Annotated in this window: 15 protein-coding genes and 1 riboswitch; of the genes, 9 read left to right on the top strand and 6 right to left on the bottom strand. The window is 68.0% G+C overall.

From position 1 onward, the window contains the following. Position 1: 1 nt before the first annotated feature. The gene (locus tag F3087_RS08895; protein WP_150401366.1) at positions 2-1,180 is read right to left on the bottom strand and encodes a sensor histidine kinase; all 1,179 of its coding nucleotides are present in this window, start codon (positions 1,178-1,180) and stop codon (positions 2-4) included. Between the two features lie 382 nt (positions 1,181-1,562). Between F3087_RS08895 and F3087_RS08890 the strand changes: the two genes are divergently transcribed. Beyond that, a complete protein-coding gene (locus tag F3087_RS08890) occupies positions 1,563-2,450 on the top strand; it encodes a helix-turn-helix domain-containing protein (protein WP_150401365.1) in 888 nt (295 codons plus the stop codon). A 13-nt stretch (positions 2,451-2,463) separates the two neighbouring features. Here F3087_RS08890 and F3087_RS08885 read toward each other — a convergent pair whose 3' ends face one another. Further along, positions 2,464-3,075: a TetR/AcrR family transcriptional regulator gene (locus F3087_RS08885; protein WP_150401364.1), complete on the bottom strand. Its 612-nt coding sequence runs from the start codon at positions 3,073-3,075 to the stop codon at positions 2,464-2,466. A 79-nt stretch (positions 3,076-3,154) separates the two neighbouring features. On the opposite strand from F3087_RS08885, the gene F3087_RS08880 reads away from it, so the two are divergent. The 4 genes from F3087_RS08880 to F3087_RS08865 all read left to right on the top strand — a co-directional run bounded on the left by F3087_RS08880 (position 3,155) and on the right by F3087_RS08865 (position 6,734). After that, complete coding sequence (locus F3087_RS08880) at positions 3,155-4,162, top strand: GlxA family transcriptional regulator (protein WP_150401363.1); 1,008 nt, start codon at positions 3,155-3,157, stop codon at positions 4,160-4,162. A gap of 104 nt (positions 4,163-4,266) precedes the next feature. Then, entirely contained in the window at positions 4,267-4,983 is a 717-nt protein-coding gene (locus F3087_RS08875) for an alpha/beta fold hydrolase (RefSeq protein ID WP_150401362.1), read from the top strand. Between the two features lie 56 nt (positions 4,984-5,039). Further along, positions 5,040-6,005: an alpha/beta hydrolase gene (locus tag F3087_RS08870; protein ID WP_150401361.1), complete on the top strand. Its 966-nt coding sequence runs from the start codon at positions 5,040-5,042 to the stop codon at positions 6,003-6,005. Positions 6,006-6,023: 18 nt separating this feature from the next. Further along, entirely contained in the window at positions 6,024-6,734 is a 711-nt protein-coding gene (locus F3087_RS08865; protein ID WP_150401360.1) for an alpha/beta fold hydrolase, read from the top strand. 56 nt (positions 6,735-6,790) lie between these two features. Here the strand turns inward: F3087_RS08865 and F3087_RS08860 are convergent, their stop codons facing one another. From F3087_RS08860 to F3087_RS08850, 3 genes are all read right to left on the bottom strand, one after another. Further along, entirely contained in the window at positions 6,791-8,707 is a 1,917-nt protein-coding gene (locus tag F3087_RS08860) for a Xaa-Pro dipeptidyl-peptidase (RefSeq protein WP_150401359.1), read from the bottom strand. A gap of 87 nt (positions 8,708-8,794) precedes the next feature. Further along, on the bottom strand, positions 8,795-9,757 hold the full coding sequence (locus F3087_RS08855) for a M64 family metallopeptidase (protein ID WP_150401358.1): 963 nt from the start codon (positions 9,755-9,757) through the stop codon (positions 8,795-8,797). A 238-nt stretch (positions 9,758-9,995) separates the two neighbouring features. Continuing rightward, entirely contained in the window at positions 9,996-10,691 is a 696-nt protein-coding gene (locus tag F3087_RS08850) for an SDR family NAD(P)-dependent oxidoreductase (RefSeq protein ID WP_150401357.1), read from the bottom strand. A 91-nt stretch (positions 10,692-10,782) separates the two neighbouring features. Between F3087_RS08850 and F3087_RS08845 the strand changes: the two genes are divergently transcribed. Next, on the top strand, positions 10,783-11,382 hold the full coding sequence (locus F3087_RS08845; RefSeq protein WP_150401356.1) for a TetR/AcrR family transcriptional regulator: 600 nt from the start codon (positions 10,783-10,785) through the stop codon (positions 11,380-11,382). Between the two features lie 40 nt (positions 11,383-11,422). Beyond that, complete coding sequence (gene mgrA / locus F3087_RS08840; RefSeq protein WP_150401355.1) at positions 11,423-12,466, top strand: L-glyceraldehyde 3-phosphate reductase; 1,044 nt, start codon at positions 11,423-11,425, stop codon at positions 12,464-12,466. Between the two features lie 16 nt (positions 12,467-12,482). Here mgrA and F3087_RS08835 read toward each other — a convergent pair whose 3' ends face one another. Beyond that, complete coding sequence (locus F3087_RS08835; protein WP_150401354.1) at positions 12,483-13,664, bottom strand: acyl-CoA dehydrogenase family protein; 1,182 nt, start codon at positions 13,662-13,664, stop codon at positions 12,483-12,485. 120 nt (positions 13,665-13,784) lie between these two features. On the opposite strand from F3087_RS08835, the gene F3087_RS08830 reads away from it, so the two are divergent. After that, the gene (locus tag F3087_RS08830; RefSeq protein ID WP_150401353.1) at positions 13,785-14,387 is read left to right on the top strand and encodes a hypothetical protein; all 603 of its coding nucleotides are present in this window, start codon (positions 13,785-13,787) and stop codon (positions 14,385-14,387) included. A gap of 34 nt (positions 14,388-14,421) precedes the next feature. After that, on the top strand, positions 14,422-16,002 hold the full coding sequence (locus F3087_RS08825; RefSeq protein WP_150401352.1) for an LGFP repeat-containing protein: 1,581 nt from the start codon (positions 14,422-14,424) through the stop codon (positions 16,000-16,002). After that, a riboswitch (SAM riboswitch) is annotated at positions 15,988-16,108 on the top strand. Its footprint overlaps the gene before it by 15 nt. Positions 16,109-16,212: the final 104 nt, after the last annotated feature.

Below are 16,212 nucleotides of genomic sequence, written 5' to 3'. Positions count from 1 at the left end.
GCTACACCTCGGCCGGCATCGGGATTCGCGCCGCCAGGATGTGCCCGGATCCGCTTGGCCGCGGCCGCAATTCGAGGTCGCCACCGTAGGCACTGATCCGCTCCCGCATGCCGACCAGACCGAATCCGCCGTAACCCGAACTCCGTTCGGCCCGCCCGTCGTCGCCGACGCTGACGCACAACCAGTCGTCCTGGTGCCGCACCGAAACCTCGGCGCGCGCACCGGATCCGGCGTGCTTCACCACGTTCGTCAGCCCCTCCTGCACAATCCGATAGACCACCAGGCCGACCCCCGAGTCGAGCAGCCCGGACGGCAGATCGACGGCCAAGTCCACCGGCAGCCCCGCGTCCCGGACTTCGTCTACGAGCTGCGTCAGGTCCGCGATACCGACCCGGGGCACCGGTTGCGCAGCGCCGTCGGCCTCCTCGCGCAGCACCCCGATCGCCCGCCGTGTCTCGTCTAGCGCCCGCCGCCCGTGTTCGCCGATCGCCGCCAGCGCGCCGACCGCCGCATCCGGTTCGGTGCGCGCCGCGTAGCGCCCGCCGTCGGCCTGCGCGACGATCACCGCCAGCGAATGCGCGAGTATGTCGTGGATATCCCGCGCGATCCGGGTCCGCTCGGACAGCACCGCGAACCGGGTCCGCTCATCCCGAGTGCGTTCCACCAGCGCCGCGTGCTCGGCCAGGGCCAGGAACTCCCCGCGCCGCGCCCGCTGCCAAGCGCCACCCAGCCACGCCGCCACCACGGTGCTGCCCAGGAACGCCCCCACCATCACGTGCGCCAGCACGGGCATCGACAGCTGCGGCCAACTCCACCCGCCGAGCACCGCACCGCACAGCCCCGCGATCAGCCCGGCCCGGCTCCAATACCGGCGACTGTGCGCGGCCAGCGTGTACACCACGATCGGCACCGCGATATCGGCCAGCAGCGCGCCCGCGGTGTTCCGGACCGTCAACCACTGCACCAACGCCGCGCAGGCCACCAGGATCGCCGCCGCCTCGGGCCACCGCCGCCGGAATGCCAAGGGCGACAGCACCACCACCGACAACCCGTAATACGTCGGGCCGGCGCCCACCAGCACGCCGAAGAGCACACACGCCAGGATCAGGATCCCCGTCGTCCCGACATCCACCACCGACGTCCGCCGACGCAACCAGAACACCACCCGCTCGTCGACCACCCGCTCACCCTAGGGCCCGCCGAACCCCGCCGCGTCTGCCGGATGACGGACACACGGACCTCGACACGTACGACTTTCGGCATAGCGGGGGATAAAAGCGTTCGTCCAGTTGGATTCGGCGCGATCGGGTCGGTTCGCTGTTTGCCCGACCGAATCCCGTTCGCGCTCTGAACGTTTCATTTTCGCCGGACAATCGGGGGCGAAGGCCATCGAGCCGCGGACGCACGACGCGCCGGTCGGGCCCGCTGGTACATCTGCACGTTCAGGTGCAAGTTCGGTTGAATTGGACCGTTCCAGCGATACCATCAGGGTAGGCATGGTGTGGTTCGTCACAGCGACGGGCGCGACACCGGCGAGGTCTTCGAGAAGCGGAGTAGCAGGCATGGGCACGGAACCGGTCCGGATCAGGGGGATCGACTCTCGGGTCGCCGAACGCGGCCCGACGGCCCTGCGCATCGCGGTCGGCGGGCAACTGCGCAAGCTCCGGGAAGCGAAACGCATCACGCCGATCGAGGCGGGCGAGCACATCCGCGGCTCGCACGCCAAGATCAGCCGACTCGAACTCGGCCGGACCGGGTACAAGGATCGCGACATCCTGGACCTGCTGACCCTCTACGGCGTCACCGAGCCGGATCAGCGCGAAATGTTTCTGGACCTGGCACGCAAGGCGAACGAGCCCGGCTGGTGGCACCGCTACAACGATCTGCTGCCACCCTGGTTCGAGACCTATCTCGGCCTGGAAGGCGCCGCGCAGACGATCCGCACGTTCGAAGGTCAGCTGATCCCCGGGTTGCTGCAAACCGAGGACTACACCCACGCGGTCATCGAGGTCAGCCACCAGAACGCCGAAGCGACGCGGCGGGTGGAGCTGCGCACCAAACGCCAGGAGATCCTCGACCTCCCGGACGGGCCCCGGTTGTGGGCGGTGCTGGACGAGACCGTGCTGCACCGGCCGATCGGCGGCCGGAAGGTGCTGCGCGAGCAGATCGAGCATCTGATCGAGATCTCGTACAAGCCCGGCGTGACCATTCAGGTGCTGCCGTACGAGGCCGGCGGCCACGCGGCGGCGGGCAGCTCGTTCACCATGCTCCGCTTCGCCGAGCAGGAACTGCCCGACATCGTCTACCTGGAACAGCTGACCAGCGCGCTGTATCTGGATCGAAAGGAAGATCTCCAGCTCTATCGCGAGGTGATGGACAAGGTCGCGGTGCAGGCCGAGACGCCGGAGCGCTCCCGCACCCTGCTGGCCGCGATGGCCGCGGAGCTGTAATTCGAGCAGGCGCTCAGCCGGCGACTTTGTCCGCCCACGCCGGTGGCAGCGCCGCGCTCGAGATGTCGGCGATCTCGGCCAACCGGGACCGCCCGACCCCCAAGCGGCTCAACTGGATCAGCCCCTGCGCCACCACCACGATGTTGGCGCTGTGCGCCGACAGCTCGGCCGCATCGATCTCGCCGCCGAGACGCGCTGCGGGATAAAGCCGTTCGGCCACGCCCTGCTCCATGGCCGTGGTCGTCCGGCTACTGATGTCGACCACCTCGGGGATGCGCGGGCCGAGCTGCGCGATGCTGTTGATCATCAGGCACCCGCGCCGATTCGGTTGTGCGGCACAGTCATCGATGACCGCCCGGAACAGCGCGCGCACCGCGGCGCGCGCCGAACCCGGCGCGGCCGTGACGACGTCGCGCACGAACCGGGCGCGACGCTCGCAGTAGCGTTCGAAGACAGCCAGAAACAATCCCTGCTTGCTGCCGTACGCGGCGTACACGCTGCCGTTGCCGACGCCGGTCGCGCGGGAGATGTCCTCCACGGAGGTGTCGTCGAAACCGTGCGACCAGAACAGCTCGGTGGCGGCGTCGAGCAGTCCCGATTCGTCGAACTGTCGTGGCCGTCCCATGCGCTCACCGTACCAACCGAGATGCGAGATAACCCACACCCCTTGTTTCTGGAGGCGTCACTCCACAACAATGGTTGACATGGCCCCTAACTCCACCGAGCAGCCCCGCCGCCGGGTCGGCATTCTGGTCTTCGACGGCGTGAAGATGCTCGACTTCGTCGGCCCCGCCGAGGTTTTCGTGGAGGCGAACCAGACCGCGCCCGGTTACGAGGTGGTGCTGGTCTCGGCCGACGGCCACGACGTGCAGACCTCGATCGGCGCGCGGATCGAAGTCGGCGCCGCGGCCGCCGACGCGGGCCGCTTCGACACGGTCGTCATCCCGGGCAGCGAACTGCCGCCCGCGAAGTTCGTCACGCCCGAGCTGATCGCCGCGGCCCGGCACCTGTCCTGGCACACGCGCAGGCTGGCGTCGATCTGCAGCGGCGCGTTCGTCCTGGCCGAACTGGGTCTGTTCGACGGCCGCCGCGCGACCACCCACTGGAAGTTCACCGCGGACCTCGCGCGGCGCTACCCGTCGATCCTGGTCGACGCCGACGCGATCTTCGTGCGCGACGGAAACCTGTACAGCTCAGCGGGAGTCGCGGCCGGCGTCGACTTGGCTCTGGCCCTGGTCGAGGAAGATTACGGCGCCGACGCCGCCCGCCGGGTCGCCCAGTTGCTCGTGGTCTACATGCAGCGCGCCGGCGGGCAATCGCAGTTCTCGGCGTCGCTGAGCGGACCGGTGCCGCGCAGCCCGCTGGTGCGCAAGGTGGTCGACCTGATCTGCGCCGACCCGGCGTTCCCGCACACCGTCCAGACGCTGGCCGCGCATGCCATGGTCAGCGTCCGGCACCTGACCAGGCTGTTCCGCGCCGAACTCGAACGCTCCCCCGCCGAATACGTCGCGTTCATCCGCTTCGGCGTCGCCCGCGATCTGCTGCACGCCGGACACAGCGTCACCGAGGCCGCGATGAGCGCCGGGTACGGCAGCAGCGAGGCGTTGCGGCGGGCGTTCGTGGCCCGGCTCGGCATCTCGCCGCGCAAGTATCAGCAGCGCTTCCGGTCCACCGGCACCGTATTCGAACCGATGGCCGCCGCCGTGTCCTGATCGGGGGCTTTTGCGGCCCGTGCGGAGGGGCGCCGGACGGGTCACGCACCGGAAACTGAGTGCGCCACAACGCCATCGATCCCCGTGATCGAGAAAGGAACTCTATGTCTTCCGCGATCACCATTGTTCTCGTGCACGGCGCGTTCGCCGACGCGTCCAGTTGGGCCCCGGTCACCGAGCGGCTGATCGCCGCGGGCCACCGCGTGGTAGCGCCGCCGGTGTTCAACCGCAGCCTGTCGGCGGACGCGGCGTACATCAAGTCGTTCGTCGAGCAGATCGATGGACCGGTTCTCCTGTGCGGCCACTCCTACGGCGGCGCTGTGATCACCGTCGCCGGGGTCGCCGACAATGTCGTCGGACTGGTCTACGTCTCGGGCTATGTCCTGGAAATCGGTGAGAGCCTCGGGCAATTGCAGGGCGGTTTCCCCGACTCCGATCTGGCCGCCAACCTCGTCTACGCGCCGTATCCGGTCGCCGGCGGTGAGCCCGGCACCGACGTCTCGGTCGAGGTCGCGGCCTTCCCCGAGGTGTTCGCGGCGGGACTGGACACGACGCGGGCACAGGTACTCGCGGTGTCGCAGCGACCGCTGTCCGCGGCCGCGTTCGGCGAGCCGGCGACGGAAACGGCCTGGCGCACCAAGCCGGGTTGGGGGATCGTTTCCAGTGCGGACCGCACCATCAATCCCGACGTCGAACGGTTCGGTTATCAGCGGGCCGCGCTGCGCTCCGTCGTCGAGCTCGACGCGCCGCACCTCGTGATGCAGACCCACCCTGATGAGGTCGCCGCGGTCATCACCGAAGCACTGGCCGAGCTGTCCTGACCACTCAAAAATAGCAGTACCGCAATGTTTTTCCGCCACTATCGAAAGGAACGACCATGACCGGAAATCCGCACGGCGTCGCACTGGAGCCGGCCGCACAGGAGTTCGTCGACGCGACTTCGACGCCCCCGTTCCTCTACCAGCTCGCGCCGGAGGAGGGCCGCAAGGCGGTCGATTCGGTGCAGGACTCCCCCATCTTCAAGCCCGAGATCGATGAAGAGTGGATCACCATCGAGGGCGGCCCGACCGGCTCGGTGCGGGCGCGGATCGTCAAGCCGCAGGGCGCGACCGAGACCCTGCCCGTCATCGTCTACACCCACGGCGCCGGTTGGGTTTTCGGCGACGCGCACACTCACGACCGGCTGGTGCGTGACCTCGCCGTCGGCGCGCACGCGGCGGTGGTGTTCCCCGAGTACGACCGCTCGCCGGACGTGCGCTACCCGGTGGCCAACGAGCAGTCCTACCGCGTCGCCCAGTGGGTCACCACCCAGGGCGCGGAGAAGAACCTCGATCCGTCCCGCATCGCGGTGGCGGGCGACTCGGTCGGCGGCAATATGGCCATCGCGCTCACCCTGATGGCCAAGGAACGCGGTGACGTCTCCTTCGTCCAGCAGGTGCTGTTCTACCCGGTGACCGACGCCAACTTCGACACCGGCTCCTACGAACGCTTCGCCGAGGGCTACTTCCTGGCCCGCGACGGCATGAAATGGTTCTGGGACCAGTACACCACCAGCGCCGAGGACCGCGCCCAGATCACCGCCTCGCCGCTGCGCGCCACCACCGAGCAGCTGTCCGGCCTGCCGCCCGCGCTGGTCATCACCGCCGAGAACGACGTATTGCGGGACGAGGGCGAGGCTTTCGCGGCCAAGCTGCGCACCGCCGGCGTGCCGGTGATCGCGGCGCGCTACGGCGGCATCATCCACGATTTCGTCATGGTCAACTCGATGCACGACACCAACGCGGCCAAAGCCGCTGTCGCCCAGGCCGTTGCGGTGCTACGTGCCGCCCTGTACCCCGCATAAACCAGAAGGGACCCATTCGTGAGTACCACCCCCACCATCGTGCTGGTGCACGGCGCGTTCGCCGACTCCTCCAGCTGGAACGGCGTCGTCGAAGTACTACGCGCCCAAGGCTATTCGGTCGTCGCGGCAGCGAACCCGCTGCGCGGCCTGGACAGCGACGCCGCCTACATCGGCTCGGTCCTCGATGACGTTGACGGCCCGATTGTTCTGGTCGGTCATTCCTACGGCGGCAGCGTCATCACCGTCGCCGCGGCGGGCAAGGCGAACGTGCAAGCACTGGTTTACATCGCCGCCTTCATCCCCGCCGAGGGTGAGAGCGCACTGGAGCTGACCGACAAGTTCCCCGGATCCACCCTCGGGCCGACCACCCGTCCGGCGAACTACCCGCTCGCGGACGGCAATACCGGCACGGAGCTCTACATCCGGCAGGACGAGTTCCCCGCCCAGTTCGCCGCGGATGTCCCCGCCACCGCCGCCGAACTGATGGCCGCAACCCAGCGGCCCGTCGCCTTGGACGCCCTCCAGCAACCTGCCAAAGCGGCTGCGTGGCAGACGATCCCGTCGTTCGCGTTGCTCACCACCGAGGACAAGAACATTCCGGTCGAGGCACAGCGGTTCATGGCCGACCGCGCGTCCGCGCACACCGTCGAGGTCCCCGCCTCGCACGCGGTGAGCGTCTCCATGCCCGGCGTGGTCAGCGACCTGATCACCCTGGCTGCCGAGAAGTAGCCGCCGGAAATCCGGTCACGCCCGACAATCGTTGGGCGTGACCGGATTTCGGCCGGTCAGCCGATCGCGGCGTTGAGCGCCGCCTGGCCACCGACCACCGGGAACGACACCTTCGTTTCGGCGAGGTTCACGCCGAAACCGGGACCCGGCTTGGGCCGCAGGGTGAACTCGTTGTCGCTGGACAACACCACCACGCCCAGCTTGTGCCCACGCGCCAGCAGGTAGTCGTGCGGTTGCATGGACAGGTTGACCGCGTACTCCTTACCCGGCGTGATCGGGCTCGTCTTGCTCAGCGATTCCCGGTTCTGCGGGTCCACCCAGCCGCGGGTGACGATCCGGGAGCTGCCGTCGGGCGAGCGATCCACCAGCAGTGCGGTCACATTCGCGGCCGGCCGCTGGAACGTCACCCCGAGCGCGACATCCACCGCGCCGCTGATCCGCAACGGGGTCGCGGTCGCCTTGGAGAAGTACGCCAGCCGGTTCGGTGAGCTCGGCGCGGCGACGAGGTCGGCGGCCAGCTTGGTCGCGTCGTCGTCGAGGGATTCGGTGACCCGCCCGGCGCCGGTCGTGGCCAGACCGCCGACATTGCGGCCACCGGGCTGGAAGACCGCGGTCGCGGCGGCGGTGCCCGGGGCGGGCCACTCCGCCTCGTTCACCCAGGACTTGTCCTCGCGCTGGATGGTGGCCTTGGGCTCGCGGTCGATCCCGTTGTTCTGGCCGAGCAGGTACTTGCTGAACCAGCGGTTCACCGTGCGCAGCCACTCGTCCTTGCGCAGGCCGATCGGATCGGTGTGGCCGGACTGGTGCAGCCAGATCTTGTGCGGCACACCGGCTTTCTTCAGTGCGTCGTACCACTGGGCGACGTTCTTGGTCTTGACGTTGAAGTCGTTGAGACCGTGCACGGCCAGCACCGCGGCGTGCACCTTGCCGACGTCGTTGAGGTAGTTGCGCTCGTTCCAGAACGCGGTGTAGTTGCCGTCGACCCGGTTCTGGTCCTGCTCGATCTTGTCGATGATCGGGGCGCAGATCTTGCGATCGGCTCTGGTGTAGACGTACTTGGCCAGCACGTCGGTGTCTTCGCCCTGGTAGGTGCCGGGCGCGACCACCGCGCCGCCCGCCCGGTAATAGTCGTACCAGTTGCTGATCGCGGCGATCGGCACGATGGCCTCCAGCCCGGGCACGCCGGTCGAGGCGACCGCGTTGGGCAGGGTGCCGTTGTAGGACACGCCCATCATGCCGACCTTGCCGCTGGCCCACGTGGCGGTGACCGCTTTGCCCTGTGCGTCACGGGCTTTCGCCCGGCCGTTGAGCCAGTCGATCGGGGCCCGCGCGCCGATGGTCTCGTTGCGGGCGCCGGAAGTCGGGCAGCCGGTGGAGGTTCCGGTGCCGAGCGACTCGCCGTACATCACGGCGAAACCGCGCGCCAGGAAGTATTCCTCGTACTGCCAAGTGATCTGGCCCTTGTCGAGGGTGATGCCCGCGGCCCGGAGATCCTCGGCCACCCGCGCACGCATTTCGCCGGGCGCCGGCGCCATCCGCGCCTCCGCGCCGTCCGGCACGTAGAGCTCCACGTCCACACCGTGATTGGTGACGTCGTTGCCGCCGGAGAAGTACGGGCTCGCCTGGTAGACGACCGGCAGCTTGCCGGTGGCATTGGCCGGGCGGACCACCTGGACGTGCACCTCGTCGTCCTTGCCGTCGGCATCGCTGTCGATCGGCGCGCGCACCCAAAGGTCTTGGCGTACCGGCGCTGCCGGATTGAACACCGGCTGGGCCTCGCCGCCGGAGAAGCTGGGTCCGGTCTGCGGCTCGGCCGTCGCGGGTGCGCCCGAGAGCAATAGCGCGGCGGCCACGGCCAGCAGCGCTAGCCGGGGTAGCCGCCGCAGGTTCGACACGGTCCAGCCGACGGCCCGGACCACGCGGGTGCGCGGTCCTCGCCGATCGGGTCTGTGCTGGTGCTGTCTGGATGCCATTGCCTTCTCCTTGTCACCGCTCAGCACGAGGCACTCCCGTGTGAGACTCGAAATAACTGCTGGCTCAGGGGAATTGCCGGTGCGGGATCAGGGACGACTCGGCGGGGCCTTGCGCTCGATCGCGGCCTTCATCGCGTCCAGCCCGATCAGGTTGAATTCGCGGCCGAGGGAACGCATCAACGAGTTGTCGGTGGGGCGGTACACGCCGCGCTTGTAATAGACCGCGCCCTCGTAGGTGCCGACGACACCGCCGTCCGGGGACGGTTTGCCCAGGTACTGGTACCACTTGGCATGGTTCTGCTGCATCTGCGCGCTGGTGTAGACCGAGGCGTTGGCCTCGCGCGGCTCGCGCCCGGTGTAGCGGTCGTTGGGGTAGTCGTACTCGTCGGCCAGGCCGCCCACCGAGTGCCCGAGTTCGTGCAGCACGATCTGGCCCGCCTGGGCGTTGCCACCGGACGAGGTCGCCACGCCGCCGCCGCCGGCGCCGCCGTACTTCGTGGTGTTGGCCAGCGCGATCACCTGATCCGCCGCGGGCGCCAACCGGGCGTACTGCAACGCCTTGGTCTCGTTGACGCACAGCAGGCGTTCGGTGCCGCCGCACCAGAAGGTCATGTCCAGTGCGGTATTTCGCATCGTTCCGCGCGGATCGTTGTCCACGCCGGACTCCTGGGAGACCACGTTGACCGCCCAGACGTTGAACGAGTTCTTGTATGTCTTGAACGGCTCGACCTGGGTGATCTCGTTCCACCGGTTGATCGCGTGCTGCTTGTAGGTGCCCAGCTGACCCGACGTGTACCCGTCGCCGACGAACACCAGGTCGAACCGCTGATCCGACGGCCCGGTCTGCTGGATCGCGATCACGTCCGCCTGCACCGCGGACCGCGGTGCAGGCGTCTTGTCCGGCACCGGCGTGACCACCCGGCTGATCGTGCCGTCCGGGGCGAACACTTCCCGTTCCTCGGTCGGCGCGGCCGATCCGACCGCGACCGACATCGCGGCAATGATGAACGCGCCGAGCATGATTGCGAACATGCGTCGTAACAAGGGCATGACGGAGCTCCTCGAGTGGTTCGCGAATTCGCTCCGGACGGCGCGTGCCGATCTACGGTCTGTCGAATTCCTAACCAAGGAACCACATTTGAGCAGCCAACTCGACTGAGGAATAACTGGGGAATACGAACGCCCCGGACCTGTGGTTACCGCTTCTCGACGACGTGCTGGACCAGTCCGTCGACGCGGGCCCCTGCACCTGACGCGAAAGCCATTCGGGCCCAGGCCAATACCGCCGCTACCACGGAACGGTCTCGCCGTGGCGATCCAGGAACTGCAAGCCCTGCGCGCCGGCCTGCGCCTCCAGCACATCGACGACGGCGGGGATGCTCTCCTTGGGGTCGAGCGGCGCGTCGGGTCCGCCTAGCTGGGTCTGATTGTGGCCCGGGTCGATCAGCAGCTTGGTCTGCCCGTCGTCGGCATTGCGCGTGGCGTAGCTGCGCATCAGCTGGTTGAGCGCAGCCTTGCTCGCCTTGTAGAGCTCGTAGCCGTCCTCGGTGTTCTGCGAAATGCTGCCCTGCTCAGAGGACATGACCGCGACCGTGCCGCCGGGCGCGACGAGATCGCGCAGCGCCTCCACGGTGCGCAGCGGGCTCAGCGCGTTGGTGATCATCACCTCGGTGAACATGTCGGTCGGCACCTCGCCGATGGGCAGGTCGCCGCGGTCGATGGCGGCGTTGACGAAGAGCAGATCGAGCCGGGTACCGGCGAGGCGGCCGCGCAGTGCGGCCAGCTCGTCGGCGCTGGTCATCTCCAGCGATTCGACCCGCAGTCGCCCGTCGGACGCATCGGCATTCGCTTGCAACTCGCCGCCACCCTGGCGCGTGGTGGCGATGACATGCCAACCGCGTCCGGCGAGTTCGTTGGCGAGCACCAGTCCCAGCCCACGGGAGGCCCCGATGACGAGGGCTTGACGGTTCGACGTGTCAGACACGGAAACTCCTTCTAACTGCGGCAATATTTTCTAGACTAGACGTCGCGTCTAGACTAACTCACCGAAGCCGCCGATGGGTATTGTGTTTCGCATGCCAGCCACGAGCACGCCGTCGCCGCGCCCCCGCTCCGGTCCGCGGCGCGACGAGGCCGCCCGCCTGGCCGTGCTGCATGCCGCGGACGATCTGCTCGCCGAGCACGGTTTCAGCGCACTGACCATCGAGGCCATCGCGCGCCGGGCCGGCGTGGCCAAGCAGACCATCTACCGCTGGTGGCCGTCGAAGGTCGACATTCTCCTGGACACGATCATCGAGGACACCGGCAAACACCTGCCCGTTCCGACGGAAACGCCGACGGCAGAAAGCATCCGGGACTATCTGCGCGCCTTCGCCCGTTTCCTCACCCACGACCCGGCGGGCAAGGTGCTGCTCGCGCTCATCGCCCAGGCACAGCATGATCCCGCCACTGCCGAGAATTTTCACGAGCGCTATCTCGGTCCGCGCCGCGCGCAGGAACGCGATCTGCTCGTGCGCGGCATCGAGGCCGGCGTGATCGCGCCGAGACTGAGCCCCGACGACGCGCTCGACGCACTCGTCGGCTCGATCGTCTATCGCGCCCTGACCGGCTCGCCCATCCCCCGCGCACTGGTGGACACCCTCGTCGAGGACCTGCTCGCGCCCCGCTCGAACTGACCATCCGCACAACCGATTTCGCGACGACGAGGAGGTCCGCATGACATACGTTCCGGAACCGACCAGGTACGAGGGCACTATGAGTTACCGCCGCTCGGGCCGATCCGGTCTCGACCTGCCGCTGCTCTCGCTCGGCTTCTGGCACAACTTCGGCGACGATCGCCCCTACCTCGTGCAGCGCGAAATCGCCTTGCGCGCTTTCGATCTCGGTATCACGCACTTCGACCTGGCGAACAACTACGGCCCACCCTACGGGTCGGCGGAGATCAATGCCGGGCGCATCCTGCGCGAGGATCTCGCCGCGTATCGCGACGAACTCGTCATCTCCACCAAGGCCGGATGGGACATGTGGCCGGGGCCGTACGGGCAGGGCGGCGGGTCGCGCAAGTATGTGCTCGCCTCCCTCGATCAGTCGCTGGGCCGGCTCGGACTCGACTACGTCGACATCTTCTACTCGCACCGCTTCGACCCGACGACTCCGCTGGAGGAAACCGCCGCCGCGCTGAATACCGCTGTCCGCCAAGGGAAAGCGCTGTACGTCGGGATCTCCTCCTACACCGCGCAGGATTCCCTGACGATGGCGAAGCTGCTGCGCGACCTCGGCACGCCGCTGCTCATCCACCAGCCGTCCTACTCGATGCTCAACCGCTGGATCGAGACCGAGGGTCTGCTCGACGCCGCCGCCGAGGAAGGGTTCGGCGTCATCGGGTTCACCGCACTCGCGCAGGGCCTGCTCACCGCCAAATACCTCGACGGCATCCCGCCGGAATCGCGCGCCGCCCAGGACAAGTCGTTCCAGAACGAGCTGCTGACCCCCGAGATGATCGATCGGCTGCGCAAGCTGAACGCGCTCGCGGACAAGCGCGGGCAGACGCTGGCCCAGCTGGCCCTGGCCTGGGCCCTGCGCGACGACCGGGTGACCTCGCTGGTGATCGGCGCGTCCACCACCGAGCAGCTCGAGCAGAACGTCGCGGCGCTGGGCACGCTCGAATTCAGCGCCGATGAGCTGGCCGAGATCGACGCGCTGCTCGAGGACGACGGGCAGGTCGATCTGTGGCGGGCGGCGCGGCAGGGCACGCTCTGAAAAGTGTTGCCCCGGCTCAGATCGTCGGGTTCACCACGTCGATGCCGAGCGCGAGTTTGCCCGCGTTCTCGTGTTGCGTGTCGCGCAGATACAGGTGCTGGTTGAGCACGTTGATGTCGCGCCAGAGCCGCTGGATCGGGCTCGACTCGTAGATCGCGCTCGCACCGGCGATGCGGAAGAGGTCGTCGACCGTGTCGCGACAGGTGTTGGCGGCCCACACCGCCTGCTGGTGCAGCTCGCAGCGGCCGGCGACCGGGAGCAGGCTCAGGTCGTCGCCGCGCAGCCGCCGGTCGACGTAGGTGTCGAACACCGCCCGCGTGGACTCGCGGGCGGCCCGGATCGCGGCCTGTGCGCGTCCGACCGTCCGCTGGATCACCGGATCCTCGGATGCGGGCTGGAACTTCGGCGGTCCGACACGCGTCGGCAGCACGGCGAGGACCTCGTCGAGCGCGTGCTCGGCGGTGCCGACCGCGACCCCGGCGAACCCGGGCGCGAGCAGACTGAACAGCGGAAGCCGATACTTCGACTCTTGGAGCCGACTGGGCGCGAAGAACGGAAACGTCCGGCGCGCAGGCACATACACGTCGTCCAGCGCAAAACTCATCGACCCGGTGCCGCGCAGCCCGGCCACATGCCAGTCATCGATGATGCTCACCTCCTCGGCGGATACGACGACCGAGACGAGTTCGGGCAACCCACCGGCCCCCGCCTTCGGCGCACCGTCCGCGTCGAGCAGGACGGTGTTCGCCATAACCCAACCGGCATAACCGATTCCGCTGGCGAACGGCCACCGCCCGGTCACCCGGAACCCGCCCTCGGTGGGTGTGCTCCGGCCGTTCGGACCGAAGACGAGTGACATCGGCCCGATCCCTTCGGCCAAGACCTCCTCGATACCGTCGGCCGGCAACTTGGACGCCACGATCGCCGGCGTCGTCGCACCGATGAACAGACTCCACGCCGTGCTCGTATCCGCGTAGGCGACCGCCCGCACGATCTCGAACGCCTCGTCGACCCCGATCAGCCCGCTGCCGCCGACGCCGGTCGGGGTGAACACGCCCCACAAACCCGTGGCCGCGATGGCATCGACCACGTCGGCCGGAAGGTCGCGGTCGTCCTCGGCCTTCTGGCTGTACTGCCGCGCGATGGGCGCGAGTTCGGTCACCGCACCGAGCGCGTCGTCCAGCGACCGAATGGCCATCTGCGAACTCCTTCGTCGTCGGGCGCGCGCCGCGCCGGGCAGATTTCCGTCCAGCCTCTCCCCTGTTCGATCGAACGCGAAAGCCCTGTTTTCACTCAACGGACCGAGGATTCTGAATCCGTGAAGATTTACGCCGATCGGGCCCCCGTCGCCGCCCGGCAATTGGTCACGGATCTGCTGGTGACGGCGTGGGTGTACGGCTCGATCAAGGCCGCGCTCTGGCTACACGATCTGGTGCAGAAACTCGCTGTTCCGGGTCAGAAGCTGGAGGGCGCGGGCGGCGGCCTGGCCGACAGCCTCGGCGACGTCGGCCGCAAGGTCGGCCGGGTCCCGGTGGTCGGCGACGACCTGACCTCGCCGTTCGAGCGAGCCGCCGGCGCCGCCCGCTCGATGGCCGAGGCCGGACACGATCAGCAGGCGCTGACCAACCAATTGGCCATGGCCCTCGCGATCAGCCTGCTGATCGTCCCGCTCGGGCTGGTCCTGTTCGTCTGGCTACCGTTGCGCGTGCGCTGGATCCGCCGGGCCGCCGCGGCCGTGTCGCTATCTACCGTGCCGGGCGGACGCGACCTGCTCGCCTTGCGCGCGCTCACCAATCAGCCACTGCGCAAACTGAATCGAATCGACGCGGACGTGGTGGACGCGTGGCGGCGCGGTGACGACGACACGGTCCGTGAATTGGCCGCGCTGGAATTGCGCGGTCTGGGCCTGCGCGGCAGCTGAATTCACGTAGATTGAATTCGGACAAGGGGACGCCATGGCAGACGACACGATATGGCAACCGGGCTGGCGTTGGTGTAGCCGATGCCAAGGCCTGACCTATCAGGGGGCGGGCCCCGGAGTGTGCTGGGACGGCGCACCCCATTACGGAAACGACAGTCGCCCTTACTTCCTGGCCACCACCGCCGACCCCGGAGCCGACGTACAGGGCGGCTGGCGCTGGTGTAATCGCTGTCAGGGGCTGGCCTGGTCCGGATACGGTTACGGCGTCTGCTGGGACGGACACCAACACGATTACAACGGCAGCGGGCTCTATGTGGTCTATGCGAATGTCCGGCCGAACGGAACGCAAGACGGGTGGCGTTGGTGTAATCGCTGCCAGGGCTTGATCTTCTCCGGTTTCGGCCAGGGAATCTGCTGGGACGGAAACCCGCACGACTTCACCGGCAGTGGCGATTACAGCGTCCGGTACACCCGGAACCTGGTCGGCGAATTGTTCCCCGATTTGGCGGCCACCGCCGAGGACGTCAGGCAGAAGATCGACGCGAAAGCGGAGAAGCTCGGCGGCGAGACCTTCACCGGACCACGCCAGGGCGGGGCCGCGACCGGACTCACCTCGTTCGACATCGCCAGCACCCGCTACGAGAAATGCACCATCTTCTACCACAAGGATGTCGGCGCTTTCGAGATCCACGGCGAGATCCGGCGCAAGTACGAATACCTGAATCTCGGTGCCGTCCTGGGCATGCCGATCACCGACGAGACCGCGTGCGCGGACGGCGTCGGCCGGTTCAACCATTTCACCAACGGCTCGATCTTCTGGCATCCCGACACCGGACCGTTCGCCGTGCACGGCGCGATCCACGACCTGTGGCAGCAGCGCGGCATGGAGCGCGGACCGCTCGGCTATCCGATCTGCGACCAGTTCAGCACGCCGTCCGGTTCACAATCCTGCTTGTTCCAGAACGGCGGACTCTCGCAGGACGGAGGTGATCCGGCCGTCGATGCCCCGGCGGCGAACCTGGATTCCGGCCCGCTGCTGGATTTCATCTGGCGGTTCTTCGATCGCTTCGTGCACGAGAGCCCCGAAAACATCGGCCTGTATCCGCAGAAGTCCAGAGACCGGATGAGTTCGACCGGCGGTGACTTTCTCCGCGCCCGCAACCGGATCATGACCGTCACCATCAACGGGTTCCGTGACAACGGCCTGCTGATCGGCGATACCGAGTGGTCCGCGCAAATGGATCTGCTGATGCACGAGGTCGACAATGTCGTGCCCGCCGACATCCCCGCCGAAAAGCGAGCCGGATTCATGGGCAAGAATCTTGTGGTCGAGTTGATGCCTGGCAGCCCGCGCGTGGTCGCCCGCGGCGGGCTCGACCAGATCGCCGCCAAGGTCCAGCGCAACCTGTCCGACGGGATCAGCGACGCCTTCGCGCGGCCGATCCGCCTGGTTGCGCCCGACGACGAACGCCTGCCCACCTTCCCCCGGGACAGCGAGATCCTCGGCATCATCATCCGCCCGGCCGGTGGGCTGTCGATCCTGTTCAGCCGGTCCTTCGCCGGTGGTTTCGCCGCCGCCGTCGCCCAGCGCCGCCTCGACGATCTCGGTACATAACACGTCAAGTCCCCGGCTAGCTGGCCGGCAACCCTCCAACCGCGGCGGGGTGCCCCGGGTCAAGACCAGGCCGAGCCGCGTAATGCGGCCCGGGCAAGCGCGGGCTCCACGGACACCTGGAGCCCTCTCGAGAGACGGGGGTCCGAGCCATGCCCGAACCACGAACTCCCCTCTCACGCCTGGGCCTGTGCCCGGGTGGAGTACGGCCAC

This window comes from Nocardia colli, assembly GCF_008704205.1.
GTDB lineage: Bacteria > Actinomycetota > Actinomycetes > Mycobacteriales > Mycobacteriaceae > Nocardia > Nocardia colli.
Note: the sequence above shows the minus strand (reverse complement) of the source record. Positions and strands in the feature narration are given on the sequence as shown.

Excerpts from the sequence above, each read along its gene's own strand:
- F3087_RS08890 (WP_150401365.1), top strand. The coding sequence starts at position 1,563 with ATGGGCACGGAACCGGTCCGGATCAGGGGGATCGACTCTCGGGTCGCC.
- F3087_RS08885 (WP_150401364.1), bottom strand. The coding sequence starts at position 3,075 with ATGGGACGGCCACGACAGTTCGACGAATCGGGACTGCTCGACGCCGCC.
- F3087_RS08880 (WP_150401363.1), top strand. The coding sequence starts at position 3,155 with ATGGCCCCTAACTCCACCGAGCAGCCCCGCCGCCGGGTCGGCATTCTG.
- F3087_RS08875 (WP_150401362.1), top strand. The coding sequence starts at position 4,267 with ATGTCTTCCGCGATCACCATTGTTCTCGTGCACGGCGCGTTCGCCGAC.
- F3087_RS08870 (WP_150401361.1), top strand. The coding sequence starts at position 5,040 with ATGACCGGAAATCCGCACGGCGTCGCACTGGAGCCGGCCGCACAGGAG.
- F3087_RS08860 (WP_150401359.1), bottom strand. The coding sequence starts at position 8,707 with ATGGCATCCAGACAGCACCAGCACAGACCCGATCGGCGAGGACCGCGC.
- F3087_RS08855 (WP_150401358.1), bottom strand. The coding sequence starts at position 9,757 with ATGCCCTTGTTACGACGCATGTTCGCAATCATGCTCGGCGCGTTCATC.
- F3087_RS08845 (WP_150401356.1), top strand. The coding sequence starts at position 10,783 with ATGCCAGCCACGAGCACGCCGTCGCCGCGCCCCCGCTCCGGTCCGCGG.
- mgrA (WP_150401355.1), top strand. The coding sequence starts at position 11,423 with ATGACATACGTTCCGGAACCGACCAGGTACGAGGGCACTATGAGTTAC.
- F3087_RS08835 (WP_150401354.1), bottom strand. The coding sequence starts at position 13,664 with ATGGCCATTCGGTCGCTGGACGACGCGCTCGGTGCGGTGACCGAACTC.
- F3087_RS08825 (WP_150401352.1), top strand. The coding sequence starts at position 14,422 with ATGGCAGACGACACGATATGGCAACCGGGCTGGCGTTGGTGTAGCCGA.